The sequence below is a fragment of the Effusibacillus dendaii genome (assembly GCF_015097055.1).
GTDB classification, from domain to species: Bacteria; Bacillota; Bacilli; order Tumebacillales; family Effusibacillaceae; genus Effusibacillus; species Effusibacillus dendaii.
In genome coordinates, this window is the sequence record NZ_AP023366.1 from 2,480,442 (window position 1) to 2,498,479 (window position 18,038).

The window sequence follows — 18,038 nt, forward strand, 5'->3', positions numbered from 1 at the left end:
GATTATAGGAATGACATTGTGAGTTGGGCGGGTGTACGGGTCAAATTTGTTATCCCGAGTGTAGTATGTAGGGATAGTTTCTCAGATCTTTGTATGGAGGAGGCTGCATTGTGCCTAAAAAAAATCGTAAAAGCACAACCAGTGCGTCGCAACAAGCCAAAGCCCCCGCCCCCGAAGCGGCAAAATCGGCTGAACCTGCTGCACCCGCTGTACCAGTCAATGCCATGGATGTATTGAAGCAGAGGATTTCGCAAGCCAACAAAGGCGGATTGCTGGGTGTGCTGAATCAGGTTAAGAACACGAAACCGGAAGACTGGAAAGATGCGGATAAAGTAAAAGAGTTGGCAAAAAGATTGGCGACCGAGTTTAAGCTGCCGGTTAGTGAAGAACGGTTGAACCAATTTGCAAAAGCTTATAAAGACGCAACAAAAGGAGGTCAGCCGCAGGATCCGGAAGAGTTGATTAAAAAGTATGGCCAAGGCAAAATCGACCCGAATTCGATCAACGAATTTAAAAAGTTTATCAAGTAACAAAAAAGGCTGCGAGCGATTCGCAGTCTTTTTTTTATCACCGTTAGCTGTCCGGCGGATTGGCAGGCAGTTGCTGAGCTGGCGGATATCCGTAAGCGGGATAGGAGTGCGGTTGCGGAAAAGTTGGCGGCGGCGGATTGTAGCCCTGCATATAACCTGGCCAAGCGGGAGGGGCAGGCTGTCCAAATGTTGGCGGACCAGGCGGCATTCCGGGGTATCGGGGCCAACCGGGATGTCCTGCCGACGGCGCAGACGATGCCGGCGGAGAAGATGGGTTCTGTTCCGGGTGTCCTGATTGATTCGCGGGTTGCCTGTTTGCAGTCGAGGAATCTTCTTCGCTGGAACCCCCTTTGAAAAATTGGTCTGCCAGTGGTGTATTCATAAAGGCCATTAAGACGCTGGCCATATCCCCGGTCGATAGTCCCTTTCCCTTGGTTTTGATAAGCTTTTGCAGCAATCCCGCCTCATTCAACGAGGTAGAGGCTTTGTTGATTGTTTCCAGCCAAACGTCCGCTTGCTGTAAATATTTAAGGCACTGTTTGCACATGGCGCTTAAGTTACCTAAGTTGGAAAGCGAAAGCAACCCCGATGCTTTTGAGGAACCGGAGTTTGCCGCATTTTGGCGGGAGATGGCCGATTTGCGGCCAACCGATTTTTTTCGGGTTGTGGAGTTGGGAGATTTGCGTCTGTCTGCGGTCGATATGCGATTCGACTTCCGAGTGGCGGCGGCTGGAGTCGATTTGAGTCTGTCCACATGTACACCTCCTCGTAAGGCATCTGTAACTAGACGTCTCATTTCTTCATCCTATGGGGTTGGGTTCCCGGGAGTGTGTAAAACCCTACAGATTGGGCACATTACGTGGCCAGTTTGCCTGCTGCCAAAAAAGACAGCCTGTTTGAAGTGCTTTCCGAGCTGGAACAAGCCGGGCTCATCGCTGTCGTAAATGATGGAAAATTCGCAGACGGAGAAGGAAATCTGCAGGGCAGTGACGACTGTTAAGTGCGTATTGAAAAATAAAAAAGGGACAACCACTCATAAACGGCCTGTGCAGGAGCAGTTCAACCGGAATGAGTGGTTTTTTATATACATATGTATGTCGTCATACCTCTGGCGAACCATTTACGGTATAATGGATGTATAAAGCATAAGGAGTCGAATTACATATGAACGTTTCCCTGTTTATCACTTGTCTGGCAGATACGTTCTATCCGAATGTCGGAGAGAGTACGGTGCGTTTGCTGGACCGGCTCGGTGTACGGGCCGATTTTCCGGAAGGCCAAACCTGCTGCGGCCAACCGGCTTTTAATTCCGGATATCGGGATGAAGCGAGAGATGTGGCCAAAACGTTGATAGAATCGTTTGAAAAAAGTGAATACGTGGTGGGACCGTCCGGATCATGCATCGGCATGATTCACCACTATTACCCTCTTTTATTTGAAGGGGATAGCCGCTGGGAGGAACGGGCAAAAAAATTCGTCAGCAAATCATTTGAATTATCCCAGTTTATTGTGAATGTATTGGGTAAGCAGGATCTGGGAGCCCGAATGAACGCAAAAGTGACCTATCACCCTTCTTGCCACGCCATGAGGCTGATGGGCATCAAACATGAGCCGTTGGCTTTGCTGCAAAATGTGCAGGGGTTGGAACTGGTTGATCTTCCTTTTGCGGAAGATTGCTGCGGATTTGGCGGCACGTTCGCGGTCAAGATGCACGAAGTATCAGGTGCGATGGTGGCAGAAAAAGCGGAACACGTAAAAGAAACAAATGCGGAAATTCTGGTAGGCACGGATATGGGGTGTCTCATGAATATCGGCGGTCGGTTGCGCTATGAAGGCGCCCCTGTAAGGGTGATGCATGTAGCGGAACTGCTGTGGGAAGGAGTGAAATCATGAGCGTAAAACCGGCCATGCCGCTTAAGGAACGGATGAAGCATGCGATTGCCGATGAAACATTAATTGAAGCGGTTAAAAAAACGACCGATCGACTGGAAGGGGGTAAGCTGGCCTCTTCCGAGGCGCTTGGCAATTGGCAGGAATGGCGGGAACAGGGCAGCCGCATTCGTTCGCATGTGGTGCAGCATCTTGATTATTACTTGGGGCAATTGATCCAAAACGTAAAAAAACGCGGGGGTCATGTGCACATTGCCGATACTGCCGAGCATGCCGTACAGATTTTTCTGGACATTACCAAACAGAAAAACGCGAAGAGCGTCCTCAAATCAAAATCGATGGTATCAGAAGAAGTGCATCTGAACAAAGCGCTGGAAGAGATCGGCGTGAAAGTGCTGGAAAGCGATTTGGGCGAGTATATCATCCAACTGTTTGGCGAAGCGCCTTCACACATTATCATACCGGCCATTCACAAAAACCGGTACCAGATTGCAGACAAATTTTCAGCAATCAGCGGAGAGCAGATTTCCGAGGACACACCGACACTGACCGCATTTGCCCGTCGAAAGCTGCGGCAAGAGTTCCTGGAAGCGGATATTGGGGTATCCGGATGCAACTTTGCAATTGCCGAATCTGGTTCCATTGTGATGTTTACGAATGAGGGAAATGGCCGAATGGTGACGACGTTGCCTCCCGTCCATGTAGCGTTTATGGGAATGGAACGTTTGCTGCCTTCATTTGAGGATCTGGAGACATTTGTGAACTTGTTGCCGCGCAGTGCCACCGGGCAAAAAATCACCTCCTACGTGTCGGTAATCAACGGCCCCCGTAAAGAAGAGGATTTGGACGGGGCGCAGGAATTCCATCTGATCATCGTAGATAACGGCCGCAGCAACATTTTAGGGGATGACGAATTTCAGGAAGTGTTGAACTGTATCCGTTGCGGCGCTTGTCTGAACGTATGCCCGGTGTACCGTCATATCGGCGGACACGCTTACGGCGATGTCTATCCCGGACCGATTGGCGCTGTGATTACCCCATTGTTACGGGACGATATGAAGGTGTGGGGAGATCTCCCTTATGCATCCAGTTTATGCGGCGCATGTACGGACGCCTGTCCGGTGAAAATTCCGCTGCATGACATGCTGGTCCATTTGCGCGCGCGAAAAGTGAAATTGGGGTTAACTCCCGGTTGGGAACGGATGGCGTTTCGCATGTATCGAGGCTCGTTTGCAAATCCGGGACGTTATCGGTTGTCAATGCGTGCGGCTAAACTGATGGTGCCGTTTATGGCGAAAGATGGCTATATCGAAAAAGGTCCGCTTCATATGTTGGGATGGACAAACGCACGTCATTTTCCCTCACCGGCACCGCAATCGTTCCGTGAAAAATGGGCTCAGCTTTCTGCGGAACTGGAAGGTCCGAAGGGGGGAGATTCGAAATGAGCAGCAATCTGACTGAGCAAGAATTTGCTTTGCTGAAACGTATCGCGGGCCGCTTGGGAAGGTCTGAGCCGCTTACCGAGAAACCGTCGCGGGATGTGATCGGCCCACCGGATTTTTGGCGTCAATTTCAATTGTCACAAGAGGAAAAGATCGAGAGGTTTTGTGAAAGTTGGCGGGCGTTAACAGGCGTCGCGGAAACAGTACAGTCCGAATGGGAAGCGGTCGACGTTTTGAAACGTTGGATTCAGGAAGAAAACATTACGAATCTCATTCGCTGGGACCACCCGGAATTGGAATCGCTCGGACTTGATGAACCATTGCGGCTATCCGGAATAACGGTGAACGTATGGGGACACGGTGACCCCCAGTCAATGAAAGAGATTGCCAATCAAGCAGAAGCCGGCATTACCTGGGCCGATTATGCAGTCGCGGATACGGGAACGTTAAGTCTCTTTTCATCCCGTGAAAAAGCACGTTCCGTCAGTCTTTTGCCTCCCATTCACATCGCGGTGTTTCGAGCCAAACAACTGGTCACAAGAATTGGTGAAGTGATGGTCAAGATCGATGAGATGAACCGGAATGGTTCTTTGCCAGCAGGCGTTAATTTTATAACGGGTCCTTCGCGCAGTTCCGATATCGAAAACGATCTTTCCATCGGTGTGCATGGGCCAAAGAAAGTGTTCGCATTGATCATCAAGTAACCCGCATGAAACCTACTGTCCTGGAAGGAACACCGAATCAAACCAGCTTGCATCGTGTTGTTTCTTCCGGGATAGCCCCATTATGATACTCCAGATCGATCCTCCGAACGAACCAATTGGCTGCCAGGCAGACCATTGTCCTCTTCTTCTTCTGTTTTCACACATTATTTCCAGACTTTACAGACTTATCAAATAAGAGAGAATTTGTTAAAATCTTAATATTAATAAGTTTTTCATAAATTCTGCTGACTAATTGTTAATATAAAGGAAATCGTTTTCAGAGAGTCGAATTTTTTACAAATACGAAATCGTCCCCTTGTAATATTGGGGGTTAGGAAGTGAGTCTTTGAATCCCTTTCGAATAATGCTTTTATATATCTTGGCTTCGATCGGTTGGTTCGTTATCTCTGACCGGATTTTGAATTTCTTTGTGGAAAATTTGGAAAAGGTGCTGTTTTTACAGATTTTCAACGGTCTGTTCTTTGTGTTGGTCACCTCCTGGATGCTTCATTTATTGATCAGTCGTAACATGGCGCAGCTGCAGGAAAGTGAAGAGAAGTATCAGGCCGTTCTGGACAATATCAGGGACGGCTATTATGAAGTCGATCTGGCAGGTAAGTTTACGGAACTCAATCAATCATTGTGCGAGATTTTCGGATATTCGCGGGAGGATTTGTTGAATATGAACAACCGCGATTATACGGACGAGAAAACTTCTGCTGAAATATACGAAACATTTAACCGGGTTTTTCGGACCGGTGAACCGGTCACTAGTTATGAATTTAAAATGAACTCAAAAGAGGGGAAAGAACGGTTTATAGATATCTCCATTTCTCTGATTTGCAATGCGAAAGGGGAACCGACCGGTTTTCGCGGTATCTGCCGGGATATTACAGAGCGCAAGGAAGCGGAACGGCGTCTGGAAGAAAGCGAACAACGCTACCGATCCATTGTGGAATATAACACCGATATGATTTTCTCCGTTTCTATCGATGGAAAGGTTTTGACCATGAGCCCTGCTGTTGAGAAGTTTCTCGGATATCAAATGGAGGAATTGATTGGTCAGGATGTCATTTCTTATGTTTGTCCGGAAGAATGGCCAAGCTTGCGGGTGCGTATGGATAATGTCAGAAAGGGTCAGCCGCAGGAATATGAAGTGACAGTCCTACACAAAAACGGCAAACGGTTGATCGCGCAGATAACCTCATTCCCCATTACCGCAGATAACAAGGTGACAGGGATCTACGGTATTGCGAAAGACGTTACGGAACGCAATCGCGCGATTGAACTGATTAACCACATGGCCTATCATGATGCGCTGACGGATTTGCCGAACCGGAGGTATTTTCAGGAACGACTGTTAACTGCGCTGCATGATGCGAAGATCAGGCAGCATAAGGTCGGGTTAATTTTTCTCGACCTGGACCACTTTAAAAACATTAATGACATGTTGGGACACGCAGTCGGCGATTTGCTGCTGCAAACGGTGGCCGATCGGTTGCGGCAATGTATCCAAAACGATGAAGTGGTTGGCCGCATGGGCGGTGATGAATTTACTGTATTGATGCCTTCCATCTCCGATTCGGAGGAGCTGGTCGCGATGGTGGACCGAATTTTTGACGCATTCAGGTATCCAATTAACATGGAGGGCAGTGAATTTTTAATCACCACCAGTATCGGGGCAGCGATCTACCCGGATGACGGGGAAGATATGGAAACCCTTATGAAAAACGCTGACTCTGCCATGTACACGGCGAAAGAGCAAGGCAAGAGCACGTATCAGTTGTATATGCCCAATACGGATACGGGTGTATTCCAGAGGTTAACCTTGGAAAGCGAATTGCAACGGGCCCTGGAACGTGAAGAGTTTGTTGTCTACTATCAACCGCAAATCGATGTGTCTCACAACTCTACAGTCGGGTTGGAGGCACTGGTTCGTTGGAAGCATCCAAAACGAGGGTTACTTACTCCGGCAGAATTTATTCCTTTAGCGGAAGAGACGGGTATGATCATCCAAATAGGGGAATGGGTACTGCGGAAGGTGTGCAGGCAAAGCCGGATTTGGCAAGACGCCGGGCTTCCGCCGCTGCGAGTGGCGGTTAATATTTCTACCCGCCAGTTTCAACAGCGAAATTTTGTCGATTTGATCGAGCAAGTGCTGCAAGAAACCGGGTTGGAAGCCAAATATCTGGAGTTGGAACTGATTGAAAACATTTCCATGAAAAATACCGGTTCAGTTACAGAAACGTTAAAAAAGCTGAAAAGCATTGGCCTCCATATTTCAATCGACGATTTTGGAACCGGCTATTCATCCCTAAGCTACTTAAAACAATTTCCGGTTGATTCCTTAAAAATCGATCAGTCGTTCATCCGTGAAATTACAAATGACCCTGATGATGCAGCGATTGTTCAGGCTATAATTGCGTTGGCGCACAACTTAAAGTTAAAAGTGATTGCCGAGGGAGTCGAAACGGTGGAGCAGCTTCGTTTCCTCGAAGCGAATCAGTGTGATGTGGCGCAAGGACATCTGTTAGGAAAACCGATGTCAGCTTCCGAAATCCAGGCACTGCATAGAAAAACAGTACGTCCTTCGTTTTGAAGAACGTACTTTTTTACGGTTGCTCTACTTACTTGACTTCTTGCAGAAACGTTTCCAGCCGATCCATCGCTTTTGTCAAATCCTCATCTGACACCGCATACGAAATCCGTATGTTGTTGGGGGCGCCGAATCCTTCGCCCGGAACCAAAGCAATATTGGCCTTCTCTAACAAGAGCGTGGCAAACGTGCTGGCCGAGTCAATCGTTACGTCCTGATACGTTTTGCCAAAAACCCCCGATACGTTTGGGAATACATAAAATGCACCGTTTGGCACAATGCATTGAATATAAGGCATGGCCTCAATTCGTTTCAAAATATAATCGCGGCGGCGGCGGAAAACCTCGACCACCTGCGGATCGAAACATTCCAACGCTTTCACGCCGGCGCGCTGTGAAATCGATGACGGATTTGAAGTGGACTGACTCTGAAAGGTGGTCATCGCTTTAATAACGGCACGATCTCCCGCTACATATCCCAATCGCCAGCCGGTCATGGCAAACGCTTTGGAAAAACCGTTGACGAGCAATGTACGCTGTTTCATTGCTTCCGATAGAGAGGCAATCGAAACTTGCCGAACATCATAAACCAGTTTTCCGTATATTTCGTCAGAAATGACATAGAAGTCGTGCTGCTCAATGACTTTCGCCAGCGCTTGCAGTTCTTCCGGCGTATAGACAGCGCCAGTCGGGTTGCTCGGCGAGTTCAGCAGCAGCGCTTTCGTCTTCGATGTAATCGCGTTTTTTAAAAGCTCGGGCGTAATTTTAAAACCGGTCGATTCATCCGTTTCGATGATCACTGGCGTGGCTCCGGCCAGACGGATCATTTCCGGGTAGCTGACCCAGTACGGAGCGGGCAAAATGACTTCATCGCCCGGATTGCAAACAGCCATAAAAACGTTAAACAGAGAATGTTTGGCGCCGTTTGAAACAATAATGTCGTCCATTTCATATTCAACGCCGTCTTCCTCTTTCAGGGTTTTGGCGATCGCTTTGCGCAGATTGTTAATACCGGCAACAGCAGTATATTTCGTAAATCCTTCCTGAATGGCGGTGATGCCTTCCTGACAGGCCGGTTCCGGTGTGCCGAAATCAGGCTCCCCCACACTCAGATTGATAATATCGATACCTTGTGCCACCAACTCTTTGGTTTTTGCATCGATTGACAGAGTGGGTGACGGCGGAATCGATTTCACGCGGTCAGATAATCCAAACGGCATAGAAATTCCCCCTAAAGTTCTCCTTCAATATTCATACGATACGCTATGAAAGAGATGCAGTCAACAGGGAGTCGTTTATCGTTCATTGGATCCTTTGAACCAGCGCCAAATTTTTTCTATGCTGGATTCTGTTCGGGTGTCTGGTGTCTTATCCAAACGGATAGGTGAGCCTTTATGAACCGTGCATTCCTGCAGCGGTTCCGTACCGATTCGGAAAAACTCCCGTTCGACGCGTGGACAATTGTCTGTAGCGATCATCCCGGTTGTGGGATCGATGTTTACCTCAAGCAACCCGTCCGGTCGGGGAAAATCGGCAGCCGGCTCGTTTGCCAGCGCATTTTTTATAAAATCGCCCCAAATCTGTGAGGCGGCACGCGATTCGACCGGGCCGAGCAATTGATCTTTGTCGTACCCGACCCAAACGACACACACAAGGTTGGGTGTATATCCGGCCATCCACGCGTCGGTATCGGTCGTACCAGTTTTTCCGGCGACGATTCGATTCGCCACGTCCGGCTGAATACGGGCTGCCGTACCGCCGACGTCAAACACACTTTTCATTAAGTCGGTTAGAATGAAAGCGTTTTGCGGTGATGCAACCTGTCGGGTTTGTCTCTCCCGGTGGTAAATTTCACGACCGTAGGCGTTGGTTACCTGACGAATGGCGGTTGGCTCCACCAATGTGCCGCCGTTGGCCAGAGCCGCATAGGCACGGGCCATTTCCAACGGGGAAACAGGAAACACGCCTAACGCCAGTGACGGATAAGGCTGAAATTGCGTTGCAAACCCGAAGCGGTCAAGCGTTTGGATCACTCGCTGCGGTGTTACCTCCATTTCGGTTGACACGGCATATACGTTGTCAGACCGTTTTATGGCTTCCCGCATATTGATATAGTCATGCACATAAATATTGTCAAAATTTTTGACGGTGTACACCTTGTCTTTATCGTACGGGAAGGAGGTCTGTTCGCTTTTGTACATTTTGACAGGTGTAATTCCGCTTTCAAGTGCTGTCAAATAAACAAACGGCTTAAACGAAGAACCGGGCTGCCGTCTGGAGAGCACTCGGTTCAGCGTGGATTGTTCGAAAGCGCGGCCCCCGACCATTGCCTTGATCTCCCCGGTGGTGGGATCGAGTGCGATGAGTGCCGTTTGCAATCCGGGCGTATTGGGGAGATATTTCCGAACAGCCGCTTCCGCCGCTTTTTGCATGGACAGGTCGATAGTGGTTTGCAGTGTCACGCCCCCGCGGTAAAGCTCATCTTCCGGAACTCCGTTCTGATTTAATGCCGACCATGCGGCGTAGCGGGAAAAGTAAGGGGCGGCGCCCGTCTCAATATTTTTTTGGGAGGACAAGGTGAGCGGCTGTTGATAGGCTTCATCCGCTTGCTGTCCGGTAATGTACCCGTTTCGAACCATTGCCTCCAATACCTGGTGTTGACGAGCTTTTGCCTGATCCAGGTGATCAAATGGAGAATAGATCGACGGTCCCTTCGGCAAACCGGCCAAAAGGGATGATTCTGCAAGCGTCAATTGGCTGACCGGTTTGTTGAAATACAGTTTGGCTGCCGCTCCCACTCCGTTTGCTCCGTTTCCGTAGTACACCGCATTCAGGTAGTTTTCAAGAATTTCCTGTTTGGAGAAACGGGTTTCCAACTGGATGGTCAATAGAACTTCCTGCAACTTACGGGAAAAAGTTCGATCTTGTGAGAGAAACAGTACTTTCGCAAGCTGTTGTGTGATGGAGGAGCCGCCTTCGACAATCTCGCCATTTTTCAGATCGACATAGAGCGCGCGGGCGATGCCCCGGAAATTGAACCCTCCGTGATTATAAAATTGGGCATCCTCAATCGCTACGGTAGCTTGCTGAAGATAGACAGGAATTTCGCTGATCGGCACTTTGACCCGGTTTTGCCCGTTATCGGTCAGATCAGCCAGCATGCTGCCGTCTGCCGACAGGATGCGCGAATGGCTGTTCAGGTCACTGTCCGGCAGCGGGGCAAACCGTACGTATAGATAAAAGAGGCTGCCGGATAGAAATGTGATAACCATAAAGAAAAGAGCCAACTTGAGAAGAAGGATTTTCTTTTGACGGATCCGTTCACTGTCAGGCGGAGGCGTTACAGGGTCAACCGGCTCTATATCTTCAATTAAATCGATTGATTTATCTGTCATTTTCACCTGCTCCTTTGACTCTAGCAACCAGTATGGGCGAAATTGCAAGAGATTAAACGTTGCGGTATAATAATGCACAGTTTGTCGAAAAACGGATGGTGGATTTTGGATAGGTTTCCGTTCGGAACGAAAACCTAGACTAGGATCAGAATGATAATGAGGGGGATGGAACGGAATGGAACTTTGGTATACGGAGAAGCAAACGGAGAACTTTGGAATTACAGCGAAAATTGATAAGACTTTACATACGGAACAGTCCGATTTTCAAAAAGTGGATATGATCCATACGCTTCAGTTCGGCAAAATGCTGGTTCTCGACGGCATGGTAATGACTACCGATATGGATGAGTTTGTCTATCACGAGATGATTTCGCACGTGGCGATGAACACGCATCCCAACCCGAAAAAAGTGCTGGTGGTTGGCGGCGGCGATGGCGGCGCAATCCGCGAAATCGTTAAACATCCGTCTGTTGAAAAAGCGGTGCTGGCCGAAATCGACGGTCGCGTGATTGAAGTGTCGAAACAGTATTTGCCGCAAATTGCATGTGAACTGACAGGCAATCCAAAAGTGGATGTACAGGTGATTGATGGCATCAAACATGTAATGGAACACAAAAACGAGTATGACGTGATTCTGGTTGACTCCACGGAACCGGTCGGACCGGCAGAAGGGCTTTTTGCGAAAGATTTCTATCAGGGGATCTATGAGGCGTTAAAAGAGGATGGCATCATGGTGGCGCAGTCGGAATCCCCCTGGTTCAACAAAGACTTGATTCGTCGGGTTTACAAAGATATTGCGTCGATTTTCCCGGTCACACGCTACTACACGGCGGCGATACCGACCTACCCGTCAGGACTTTGGAGTTTTACATTGGGTTCGAAAAAGCACGATCCACTGGCAGTCGACGAATCCAAACTGTTTGACCCGCCGGGAACGAAGTATTACTCGCCACACATTCACAAGTCAGTATTCCGCTTGCCTAAATTTGTCGAGGAATTACTGAAGTAGGGCCAGCGGAAAGGGAGGTTCAGGTATGACGTTTCATCCTATGAAATTTGATCCTGCCTATAATGGCAATGAATTTATCGGTGCTACACAGGATTATGCGGTCGCAAAAGCGGTCATTTACGGTATGCCGATGGACTGGACCGTATCGTTTCGAACGGGTACCCGGTTGGGGCCGACCCGTGTGCGGGAAGTATCGATCGGTCTGGAAGAATACAGCCCATATCTGGACAAGCATTTGGAAGATGTGAAGTATTTTGATGCGGGCGACATTCCGCTTGCATTCGGCAATCCGCAACGTTCCGTCGAACAGATTCACGAGTATGTGGAGAAAATATTGGCGGACGGCAAGTTTCCGCTCGGGATTGGCGGCGAGCATTTGGTGACGTGGGGACCGATTCAGGCTGTCGCCAAGAAGTATCCGAATCTCGCGTTGATCCATATCGACGCACATGCCGACCTGCGTGAGCATTACGAAGGGGAAGAGTACTCTCACGCAGCGGTGATTCGCAAGTCAGCGGAATTGATCGGCCCTAAAAACGTCTACCAGTTCGGGATTCGGTCCGGCACGCGGGAAGAGTTTCAATGGGGGCGGCAGAATACCAATTTTTATCCGTTTACGGTGTTGGAACCGTTAAAAAAAGTGCTGCCGGAATTAAAAAGCCGTCCTGTCTATGTTACAGTTGATATTGACGTATTGGATCCGGCTTTTGCGCCAGGTACAGGGACCGCAGAGCCGGGCGGGATCACATCGCTTGAATTGATGCAGTCTGTCCATGCCATTGCAGAGGCAGGCTTGGATGTGGTGGGATTTGATATTGTAGAAGTATCGCCTGGTATCGATCCATCTGAATTGTCACAGATCGTCGCTTCAAAAGTGATCCGGGAAGTGTTGTTGGGGTTTGTTCGGTAAACAGCCGGACTGAAGCAAGGAAACTGAAGTTGGAAACAACGGGCCATGGCGCCTGCCGTTCGGGGTCTCCCTCAAATGGCAGGCATTTTCCATTTTTGGTACAGTAAAAATAAGTGTGTGTGCAGGAGGCGGGCGGATGGAGAAGATTCCTGTTCGAATTCAAATTGACACGAAACAGGCATTCGATCAGCATACGGATCGATTTCAGACTTACGAAACAGGATTGTTGTATCAAAAAGAAAACGCCATCTACCTGACCTATCATGAATCTAACGATGATCGGAAGGAAATCCGGACTGTCTGGAAAGTAAAACCAACAGAGGCCGTTTTGATTCGGCAGGGCGGGACGGGGTTGCGGGCGAGATTCGAAGAGGGAGCGGTTGATCGAACGGCCCTTGTTACGGAGCACGGAACGTGGCCGATCGAAATTCAAACGTCCTATTTGCGCCACAATCTTTCCTTAAATGGCGGCAGCTTACGGGTTGCGTATCAGATGGATATGTCAGGGGCAATCAGTCAGATGGAATTGGATATCCAGGTAAAAGTGCTGTCGGAGATCCATAAGGAAGTACATAACCGCGATGGAAAAAGGGGTTGATCGTGATGGATTTGCGGGTTTGGGGGTTGTCGGTGTTGACTGGGGTGGTTGTCGGATTTCTGTTTTCAGCAATTAAATTGCCTTTGCCTGCACCGCCCGTTTTTTCCGGAGTGTTAGGGATTATCGGTATTTGGGCGGGGGGCGTTCTCTATAACTGGATGAGTCGGCTATGGCAGTGAAAGTAATGATATCCTCGGTTGCCAGAATTGTGTAACATTTTTTCTCTTTTGTCGTCTAAATAAGTAGGGTGTTTAACAGCGGGACCGGGTGGTCATCCCGCCTATGATCAATTTGGGAAGCGAGGAGAAAAAATGGGGAACAGAAAACGTGTGGCCGTACTCTCTTTGGTGTCCGGACTCTTGTTGGCGTCGGTCCCTTATGCCGCGTTGGCGGCCGAACCAACAGTGGCGGCAGTAACGGTTCTCACACAGGAACAGGCTGTCGAAAAACTGAAACAAATGCTTGCCATACCGGATGGATATGAACTGAAAAACGCGTCTTTATATGAAGACAAAGGCAATGGAGTGGCGTCTGTTCCGCGCAGCGCCTGGCGAATCAACTATGGTCCGGTCAATTCGTTTGACCGGGGAAACATCACGGCGGCGATTGATGCTAAAACAGGTGTGCTGCTCGATGCTAACATTTTTAGCCAAGATGATGAGCAGATTGTAAGTCCGATTTCGCGCGATCAAGCAGGAGTCATTGCCAAGAAATACCTGGAACAATTTGCGCCCGATAAATCCGGACAGGTGCAGGAGCAGCCAATGGAAGCGCAGTATAAGGGAAAGCAACCTTACGGAAGCCAAATGATGCACCAATTTCGCTTCGTACGGATGGTAAACGCCGGAAATGCAGGGCAGGTGGCATATCCAAACGATTCCATAACGATTACGGTAAACGGAAAAGGAGAGCTGCGAGCCTATTACCGCAACTGGTCGGATGAAGTGCAGTTTCCGGCGGTAGATCGACCCCTGCCTATGCAAGAGGCTGGCAAAAAGTTTGAAACTGCGTTAAATCTGCATCTGCAATACATCCCCAAACGGACTCCGTATCAAAAATCAATCGATGAAGCCTATTTGGTATACAGTCCCGTCGGTCCCTCTTTTGCACCGGCAAGCTTGCCTGTAATCGATGCGGTTAGCGGGGGCGTGCTGGGGCCGGATGGAAATCCGGTTACGGATAGTCCTAAAGCGGAATACAAGCCGTTGACGGATCAGCCCGGAACGGCAAAAGCTGCCGGTCCGATCAGCAAAGAAAAAGCGTTACAGTTGCTGGCAGACTATCATTTAGCGTTAGATGGATACACACTGCAAAATTCTTCCTATGAAAACAATGAAAACAGCGCTCCTGTTTGGCGGTTTTCCTACCAAAAAGGGAACCCGCAGGACTACCTGACCATTAAAAACGTAAACGTGACGATAAATGCCGCTACAGGCGAACTGATGGAGTATTATATCTACCAAGCGGATCAAAAAGCACCGGAGGGATTTCCGAAAGACCCCGCAGTTTCCAAAGACAAGGCGGTAGAACGTGCCGTTGATTTTGTGAAAAATGCGGTTCCCACACTTACAAATCGGGTGGCGTTCACATCTGCCAGTTCATCTGCGGACAGACCGGAATATTACGTCCAATTTGTCCAATTGGTGAATGGAATTCCCTTCCAGGACTTGTCGTTCAACGTTACAGTTGACGCCAATACGGGAGAAATTCGGAATTTCAACATAGGTTGGGGTTGGAACGAGAAGATCAGGTTCCCATCGCCCCAACCAGCGATCGATTTGGCGTCGGCAGCAGCGAAGTACATGGAGAAAAGCCGGTTGCAGCTGCAATTTATTCCCGTGTATGAACACGCCAATACTCCCTTTAAATCCGGCGTACCGCCGTATGCGCCCGGCAATTCTCCGAAAATCAAACTGGTTTATGCACCGTTCGGGCTTGAAGGCTCACAATCGGTAAATGCGATAACGGGGGAATGGGTGTCGGTTTGGGGCGAACCGGTGCCGCAGCAGGCAGAAGCGGAAGACATTAAAGGGAATTGGGCGGAAAAAGAATTGCAATATTTCTTAAATCGGGGCATTTTTAAAACGGTGGACGGCAAGCTTAAGCCGGATGATCCGGTAACACGCGGAGATATGATCAAATATATGATTCTGGCAACGGACCGCCCGTTGATGGCGGGTGCGCAAAAAAGTGCGGCGATGCAGGACGTGCCGCAAACTGATCCTAATTTTGACTATATTAGAGAAGCCTATTTTCGAAAGTGGATTGATCAGAAAACGGATAATTTCCGACCTGACGATATAATCACCCGCGAAGAATTGGCGGATCTCGCGACAGCGGTGTTAGGATACGGCAAGCTTTCAGATGCAACGGGCATTTTCCAGAATCCTTACCAAGATGTATCTGTGTCGGAAGATGGCAAGTATGTGGGGGATATTGCCATTGTCAGCGGACTTCACATTTTAACAGGGTCCGATGGACTTTTCCATCCGAAAGATCCTGTGACAAAAGCACAGGCGGCCGTTGTGATGATGCGAGTGCTCGAACAGATGCCGAACAGAGGTCCTGTTAATTACTGATTCATTTTTAAAACGACTCTCGTTCCTGCTTTTGGGGGCGGGAGTTTTTTTGATCGATAGGAATTGATATATGTTATCCTGTCGACCTAAGTGAACCTTTGCTTCCGCCTGCGCCAAAGGCTTGGCGAAAGCAAAGGTTTCTTTAATTATTAACGCAAAATTCTGTTCGCAAAATTTCGCATATTGCGGTATATGTATTAACAGAAACTTGTATTTATGATGGCTGTGTCACAGGGGGGATTGTCGTGCGGCAAACGGTAATTGTCGGCACGGCGCGAACGCCGTTCGGTAGGTTGGGAGGGGCGTTGAGCGCGTTGCCAGCGGTTGAATTGGGTGCCATTGCGATTCGCGGTGCAATGGAGCGGGCTCAGATATCTGCCGGTCAAGTGGAAGAACTGATTATGGGAATGGTGCTGCAAGGAGGAGCGGGTCAGATCCCCTCCAGACAAGCTGCTATCAAAGCAGGGCTGCCTTGGGAAGTTCCAACGGAAACCATCAACAAAGTTTGCGCGTCAGGTATGCGTGCCGTCACGCTTGCCGACCAGATCATCCGGACAGGTGATGCAGATGTGATTATAGCAGGTGGCATGGAATCGATGTCGAACGCTCCCTATGCGATTCCGCAGGCACGTTGGGGGATGCGGATGGGAGATTCGGCGCTGATCGATTTAATGACCTATGATGGATTGCGCTGCGCATTCCATAATGTCCCGATGGCGGTGCACGGGTCGCTGGTAGCAGCCGAATACGGGATTGATCGGGCGGCACAGGATGAATGGGCGTTGCGTTCCCATCAAAGAGCGGTAGCTGCCTTACAAAGCGGAATTTTGACAGATGAAATAGTGCCTGTTGAAGTTTGCGGCAAAAAAGGAACGATGACAGTCGATTGTGATGAGGCGCCTCGCCCCGACTCATCGTTGGAAAAATTGGCCGCATTGCCTGCCTTATATCTGGAAGAAGGAACCGTTACAGCAGGAAATGCACCGGGGGTCAACGATGGTGCGGCTGCGTTGGTTCTCATGTCACATGATCGGGCAGCGGCGGAAGGGAAGAAACCGCTGGCTGCGATCCTCGGTCATGCCGAGGTGGCCGCAGAAGCACCCTACATTGCGACAACTCCAGGGCTGGCCATTCAAAAATTACTGCAGAAAACAGGGTATAAACTATCTGACATCCACTTGTTTGAAGTGAATGAAGCGTTTGCGGCCGTTACGCTGACATCGGGAAAAATTGTCGGGTGGAATGAGGAGATTGTAAACGTGAACGGAGGCGCCATCGCTTTTGGGCATCCTATTGGGGCAAGCGGCGCCCGCATCATCGGATCCCTGATCCATGAACTGCGGCGGCGCGGTGGCGGATTAGGAATTGCGGCCATCTGTTCCGGAGCCGCACAGGGCGATGCCATTCTGCTCCGTGTAGAGTAGGATGGCGGAAACCGACCCTTTTCGATTTTTTGCCGATTACCGGATTCTGGATACTTATACGACGGCAATCGCTTGTCCAATTCGAAACGAAAAATAGGAGGTAGCTATGAATATCGAAAAAATATTAATCATCGGCGCAGGCCAAATGGGCGGAGGCATCGCGCAGGTTGCCGCGCAAGCCGGTCTGCAGGTGGTGCTGAATGACATTAAGGCAGAATATGTTCAACGTGGAATCGGCGTAATCAACAAAAACCTTTCCCGTGACGTGGAAAAAGGCCGTAAAACGGAAGACGAAAAGCAGGCGATCTTGGCCCGTATTCAACCGTCCACCGACCTTGCGGATGCCAAAGATGTGCAATTTGTCGTGGAAGCGGCTGTCGAAAACATGGAAGTAAAGAGCGAACTGTTTCGCAAACTGGATACATATGCGCCGCAAGGTGCGATTTTAGCGACCAATACATCTTCGCTTCCCATCACGGAAATAGCAGCCGTTACGAAGCGGCCGGAACAGGTAATTGGCATGCATTTCTTCAATCCGGTGCCGGTGATGAAGCTGGTAGAGGTGATTCGCGGCCTGGCTACATCGAACGAGACCTACCAGACAGTGGATGCGCTTGCCAAAAAAATGGGCAAGACGCCTGTTGAAGTGAATGATTTTCCGGGATTTGTCTCGAACCGGGTCCTGTTGCCGATGATAAATGAAGCGATCTATTGCCTTTACGAAGGGGTGGCAAGCAAAGAGGCGATTGATGAAGTGATGAAACTGGGCATGAACCACCCGATGGGACCTTTGACATTGGCTGATTTTATCGGGTTGGATACTTGTTTATCGATTATGGAAGTGCTGTACGAAGGATTGGGCGATCCCAAATATCGCCCCTGTCCGCTGCTTCGCAAATATGTGAAAGCCGGTTGGTTAGGGAAGAAAACGGGACGAGGATTCTATGTATACGAGGGGTAGG

16 protein-coding genes are annotated in these 18,038 nt (G+C 49.3%); 13 read left to right on the forward strand and 3 right to left on the reverse strand.

Annotated elements, in window-relative coordinates:
- The first annotated feature begins 110 nt into the window (after positions 1–110).
- Positions 111–530 (forward strand): hypothetical protein, encoded by a 420-nt coding sequence (locus skT53_RS13420; protein WP_200757830.1) that lies wholly within the window; start codon positions 111–113, stop codon positions 528–530.
- Between the two features lie 43 nt (positions 531–573).
- Here skT53_RS13420 and skT53_RS13425 read toward each other — a convergent pair whose 3' ends face one another.
- Positions 574–1,284 (reverse strand): hypothetical protein, encoded by a 711-nt coding sequence (locus skT53_RS13425; RefSeq protein ID WP_200757832.1) that lies wholly within the window; start codon positions 1,282–1,284, stop codon positions 574–576.
- A gap of 105 nt (positions 1,285–1,389) precedes the next feature.
- Here skT53_RS13425 and skT53_RS13430 point away from each other — a divergent pair, with 105 nt between their 5' ends.
- From skT53_RS13430 to skT53_RS13450, 5 genes are all read left to right on the forward strand, one after another.
- On the forward strand, positions 1,390–1,530 hold the full coding sequence (locus skT53_RS13430; protein WP_200757833.1) for a hypothetical protein: 141 nt from the start codon (positions 1,390–1,392) through the stop codon (positions 1,528–1,530).
- 164 nt (positions 1,531–1,694) lie between these two features.
- Complete coding sequence (locus skT53_RS13435; protein WP_200757834.1) at positions 1,695–2,423, forward strand: (Fe-S)-binding protein; 729 nt, start codon at positions 1,695–1,697, stop codon at positions 2,421–2,423.
- Positions 2,420–3,865, forward strand: coding sequence for a LutB/LldF family L-lactate oxidation iron-sulfur protein (locus tag skT53_RS13440; protein WP_200757835.1), 1,446 nt, complete (start codon positions 2,420–2,422; stop codon positions 3,863–3,865). Before skT53_RS13435 ends, skT53_RS13440 begins: the two co-directional genes overlap by 4 nt.
- Positions 3,862–4,566: a LutC/YkgG family protein gene (locus tag skT53_RS13445; RefSeq protein WP_200757836.1), complete on the forward strand. Its 705-nt coding sequence runs from the start codon at positions 3,862–3,864 to the stop codon at positions 4,564–4,566. The genes skT53_RS13440 and skT53_RS13445 overlap by 4 nt, the downstream gene beginning before the upstream one ends.
- A gap of 346 nt (positions 4,567–4,912) precedes the next feature.
- Complete coding sequence (locus skT53_RS13450; RefSeq protein WP_200757837.1) at positions 4,913–7,165, forward strand: EAL domain-containing protein; 2,253 nt, start codon at positions 4,913–4,915, stop codon at positions 7,163–7,165.
- 28 nt (positions 7,166–7,193) lie between these two features.
- Here skT53_RS13450 and skT53_RS13455 read toward each other — a convergent pair whose 3' ends face one another.
- Entirely contained in the window at positions 7,194–8,381 is a 1,188-nt protein-coding gene (locus skT53_RS13455; RefSeq protein WP_200757838.1) for a pyridoxal phosphate-dependent aminotransferase, read from the reverse strand.
- Positions 8,382–8,456: 75 nt separating this feature from the next.
- Positions 8,457–10,556 (reverse strand): transglycosylase domain-containing protein, encoded by a 2,100-nt coding sequence (locus skT53_RS13460; protein ID WP_200757839.1) that lies wholly within the window; start codon positions 10,554–10,556, stop codon positions 8,457–8,459.
- Positions 10,557–10,731: 175 nt separating this feature from the next.
- On the opposite strand from skT53_RS13460, the gene speE reads away from it, so the two are divergent.
- The 7 genes from speE (at position 10,732) to skT53_RS13495 (ending at position 18,037) form a co-directional block, all read left to right on the forward strand.
- Positions 10,732–11,565: a polyamine aminopropyltransferase gene (gene speE / locus skT53_RS13465; RefSeq protein ID WP_200757841.1), complete on the forward strand. Its 834-nt coding sequence runs from the start codon at positions 10,732–10,734 to the stop codon at positions 11,563–11,565.
- A gap of 40 nt (positions 11,566–11,605) precedes the next feature.
- Positions 11,606–12,475: an agmatinase gene (gene speB / locus skT53_RS13470; protein WP_200760988.1), complete on the forward strand. Its 870-nt coding sequence runs from the start codon at positions 11,606–11,608 to the stop codon at positions 12,473–12,475.
- 136 nt (positions 12,476–12,611) lie between these two features.
- Positions 12,612–13,073 (forward strand): YwiB family protein, encoded by a 462-nt coding sequence (locus skT53_RS13475; RefSeq protein WP_200757843.1) that lies wholly within the window; start codon positions 12,612–12,614, stop codon positions 13,071–13,073.
- A 5-nt stretch (positions 13,074–13,078) separates the two neighbouring features.
- Positions 13,079–13,252, forward strand: a complete 174-nt coding sequence (locus tag skT53_RS13480) for a DUF1427 family protein (RefSeq protein ID WP_200757845.1) — start codon at positions 13,079–13,081, stop codon at positions 13,250–13,252.
- 132 nt (positions 13,253–13,384) lie between these two features.
- Entirely contained in the window at positions 13,385–15,652 is a 2,268-nt protein-coding gene (locus skT53_RS13485) for a YcdB/YcdC domain-containing protein (RefSeq protein ID WP_200757854.1), read from the forward strand.
- Positions 15,653–15,897: 245 nt separating this feature from the next.
- The gene (locus skT53_RS13490) at positions 15,898–17,076 is read left to right on the forward strand and encodes an acetyl-CoA C-acetyltransferase (protein ID WP_200757855.1); all 1,179 of its coding nucleotides are present in this window, start codon (positions 15,898–15,900) and stop codon (positions 17,074–17,076) included.
- Positions 17,077–17,182: 106 nt separating this feature from the next.
- Positions 17,183–18,037 carry a 3-hydroxybutyryl-CoA dehydrogenase gene (locus skT53_RS13495; protein ID WP_200757857.1) on the forward strand — a complete coding sequence of 285 codons (855 nt, stop codon included), beginning with the start codon at positions 17,183–17,185 and terminating at the stop codon, positions 18,035–18,037.
- The last annotated feature ends 1 nt before the right edge of the window (position 18,038 follow it).

Coding starts and splice junctions, on each gene's coding strand:
- skT53_RS13485 (WP_200757854.1), top strand. CDS start 13,385: ATGGGGAACAGAAAACGTGTGGCCGTACTCTCTTTGGTGTCCGGACTC.
- speE (WP_200757841.1), top strand. CDS start 10,732: ATGGAACTTTGGTATACGGAGAAGCAAACGGAGAACTTTGGAATTACA.
- skT53_RS13480 (WP_200757845.1), top strand. CDS start 13,079: ATGGATTTGCGGGTTTGGGGGTTGTCGGTGTTGACTGGGGTGGTTGTC.
- skT53_RS13435 (WP_200757834.1), top strand. CDS start 1,695: ATGAACGTTTCCCTGTTTATCACTTGTCTGGCAGATACGTTCTATCCG.
- skT53_RS13440 (WP_200757835.1), top strand. CDS start 2,420: ATGAGCGTAAAACCGGCCATGCCGCTTAAGGAACGGATGAAGCATGCG.
- skT53_RS13460 (WP_200757839.1), bottom strand. CDS start 10,556: ATGACAGATAAATCAATCGATTTAATTGAAGATATAGAGCCGGTTGAC.
- skT53_RS13495 (WP_200757857.1), top strand. CDS start 17,183: ATGAATATCGAAAAAATATTAATCATCGGCGCAGGCCAAATGGGCGGA.
- speB (WP_200760988.1), top strand. CDS start 11,606: ATGAAATTTGATCCTGCCTATAATGGCAATGAATTTATCGGTGCTACA.
- skT53_RS13475 (WP_200757843.1), top strand. CDS start 12,612: ATGGAGAAGATTCCTGTTCGAATTCAAATTGACACGAAACAGGCATTC.
- skT53_RS13445 (WP_200757836.1), top strand. CDS start 3,862: ATGAGCAGCAATCTGACTGAGCAAGAATTTGCTTTGCTGAAACGTATC.
- skT53_RS13455 (WP_200757838.1), bottom strand. CDS start 8,381: ATGCCGTTTGGATTATCTGACCGCGTGAAATCGATTCCGCCGTCACCC.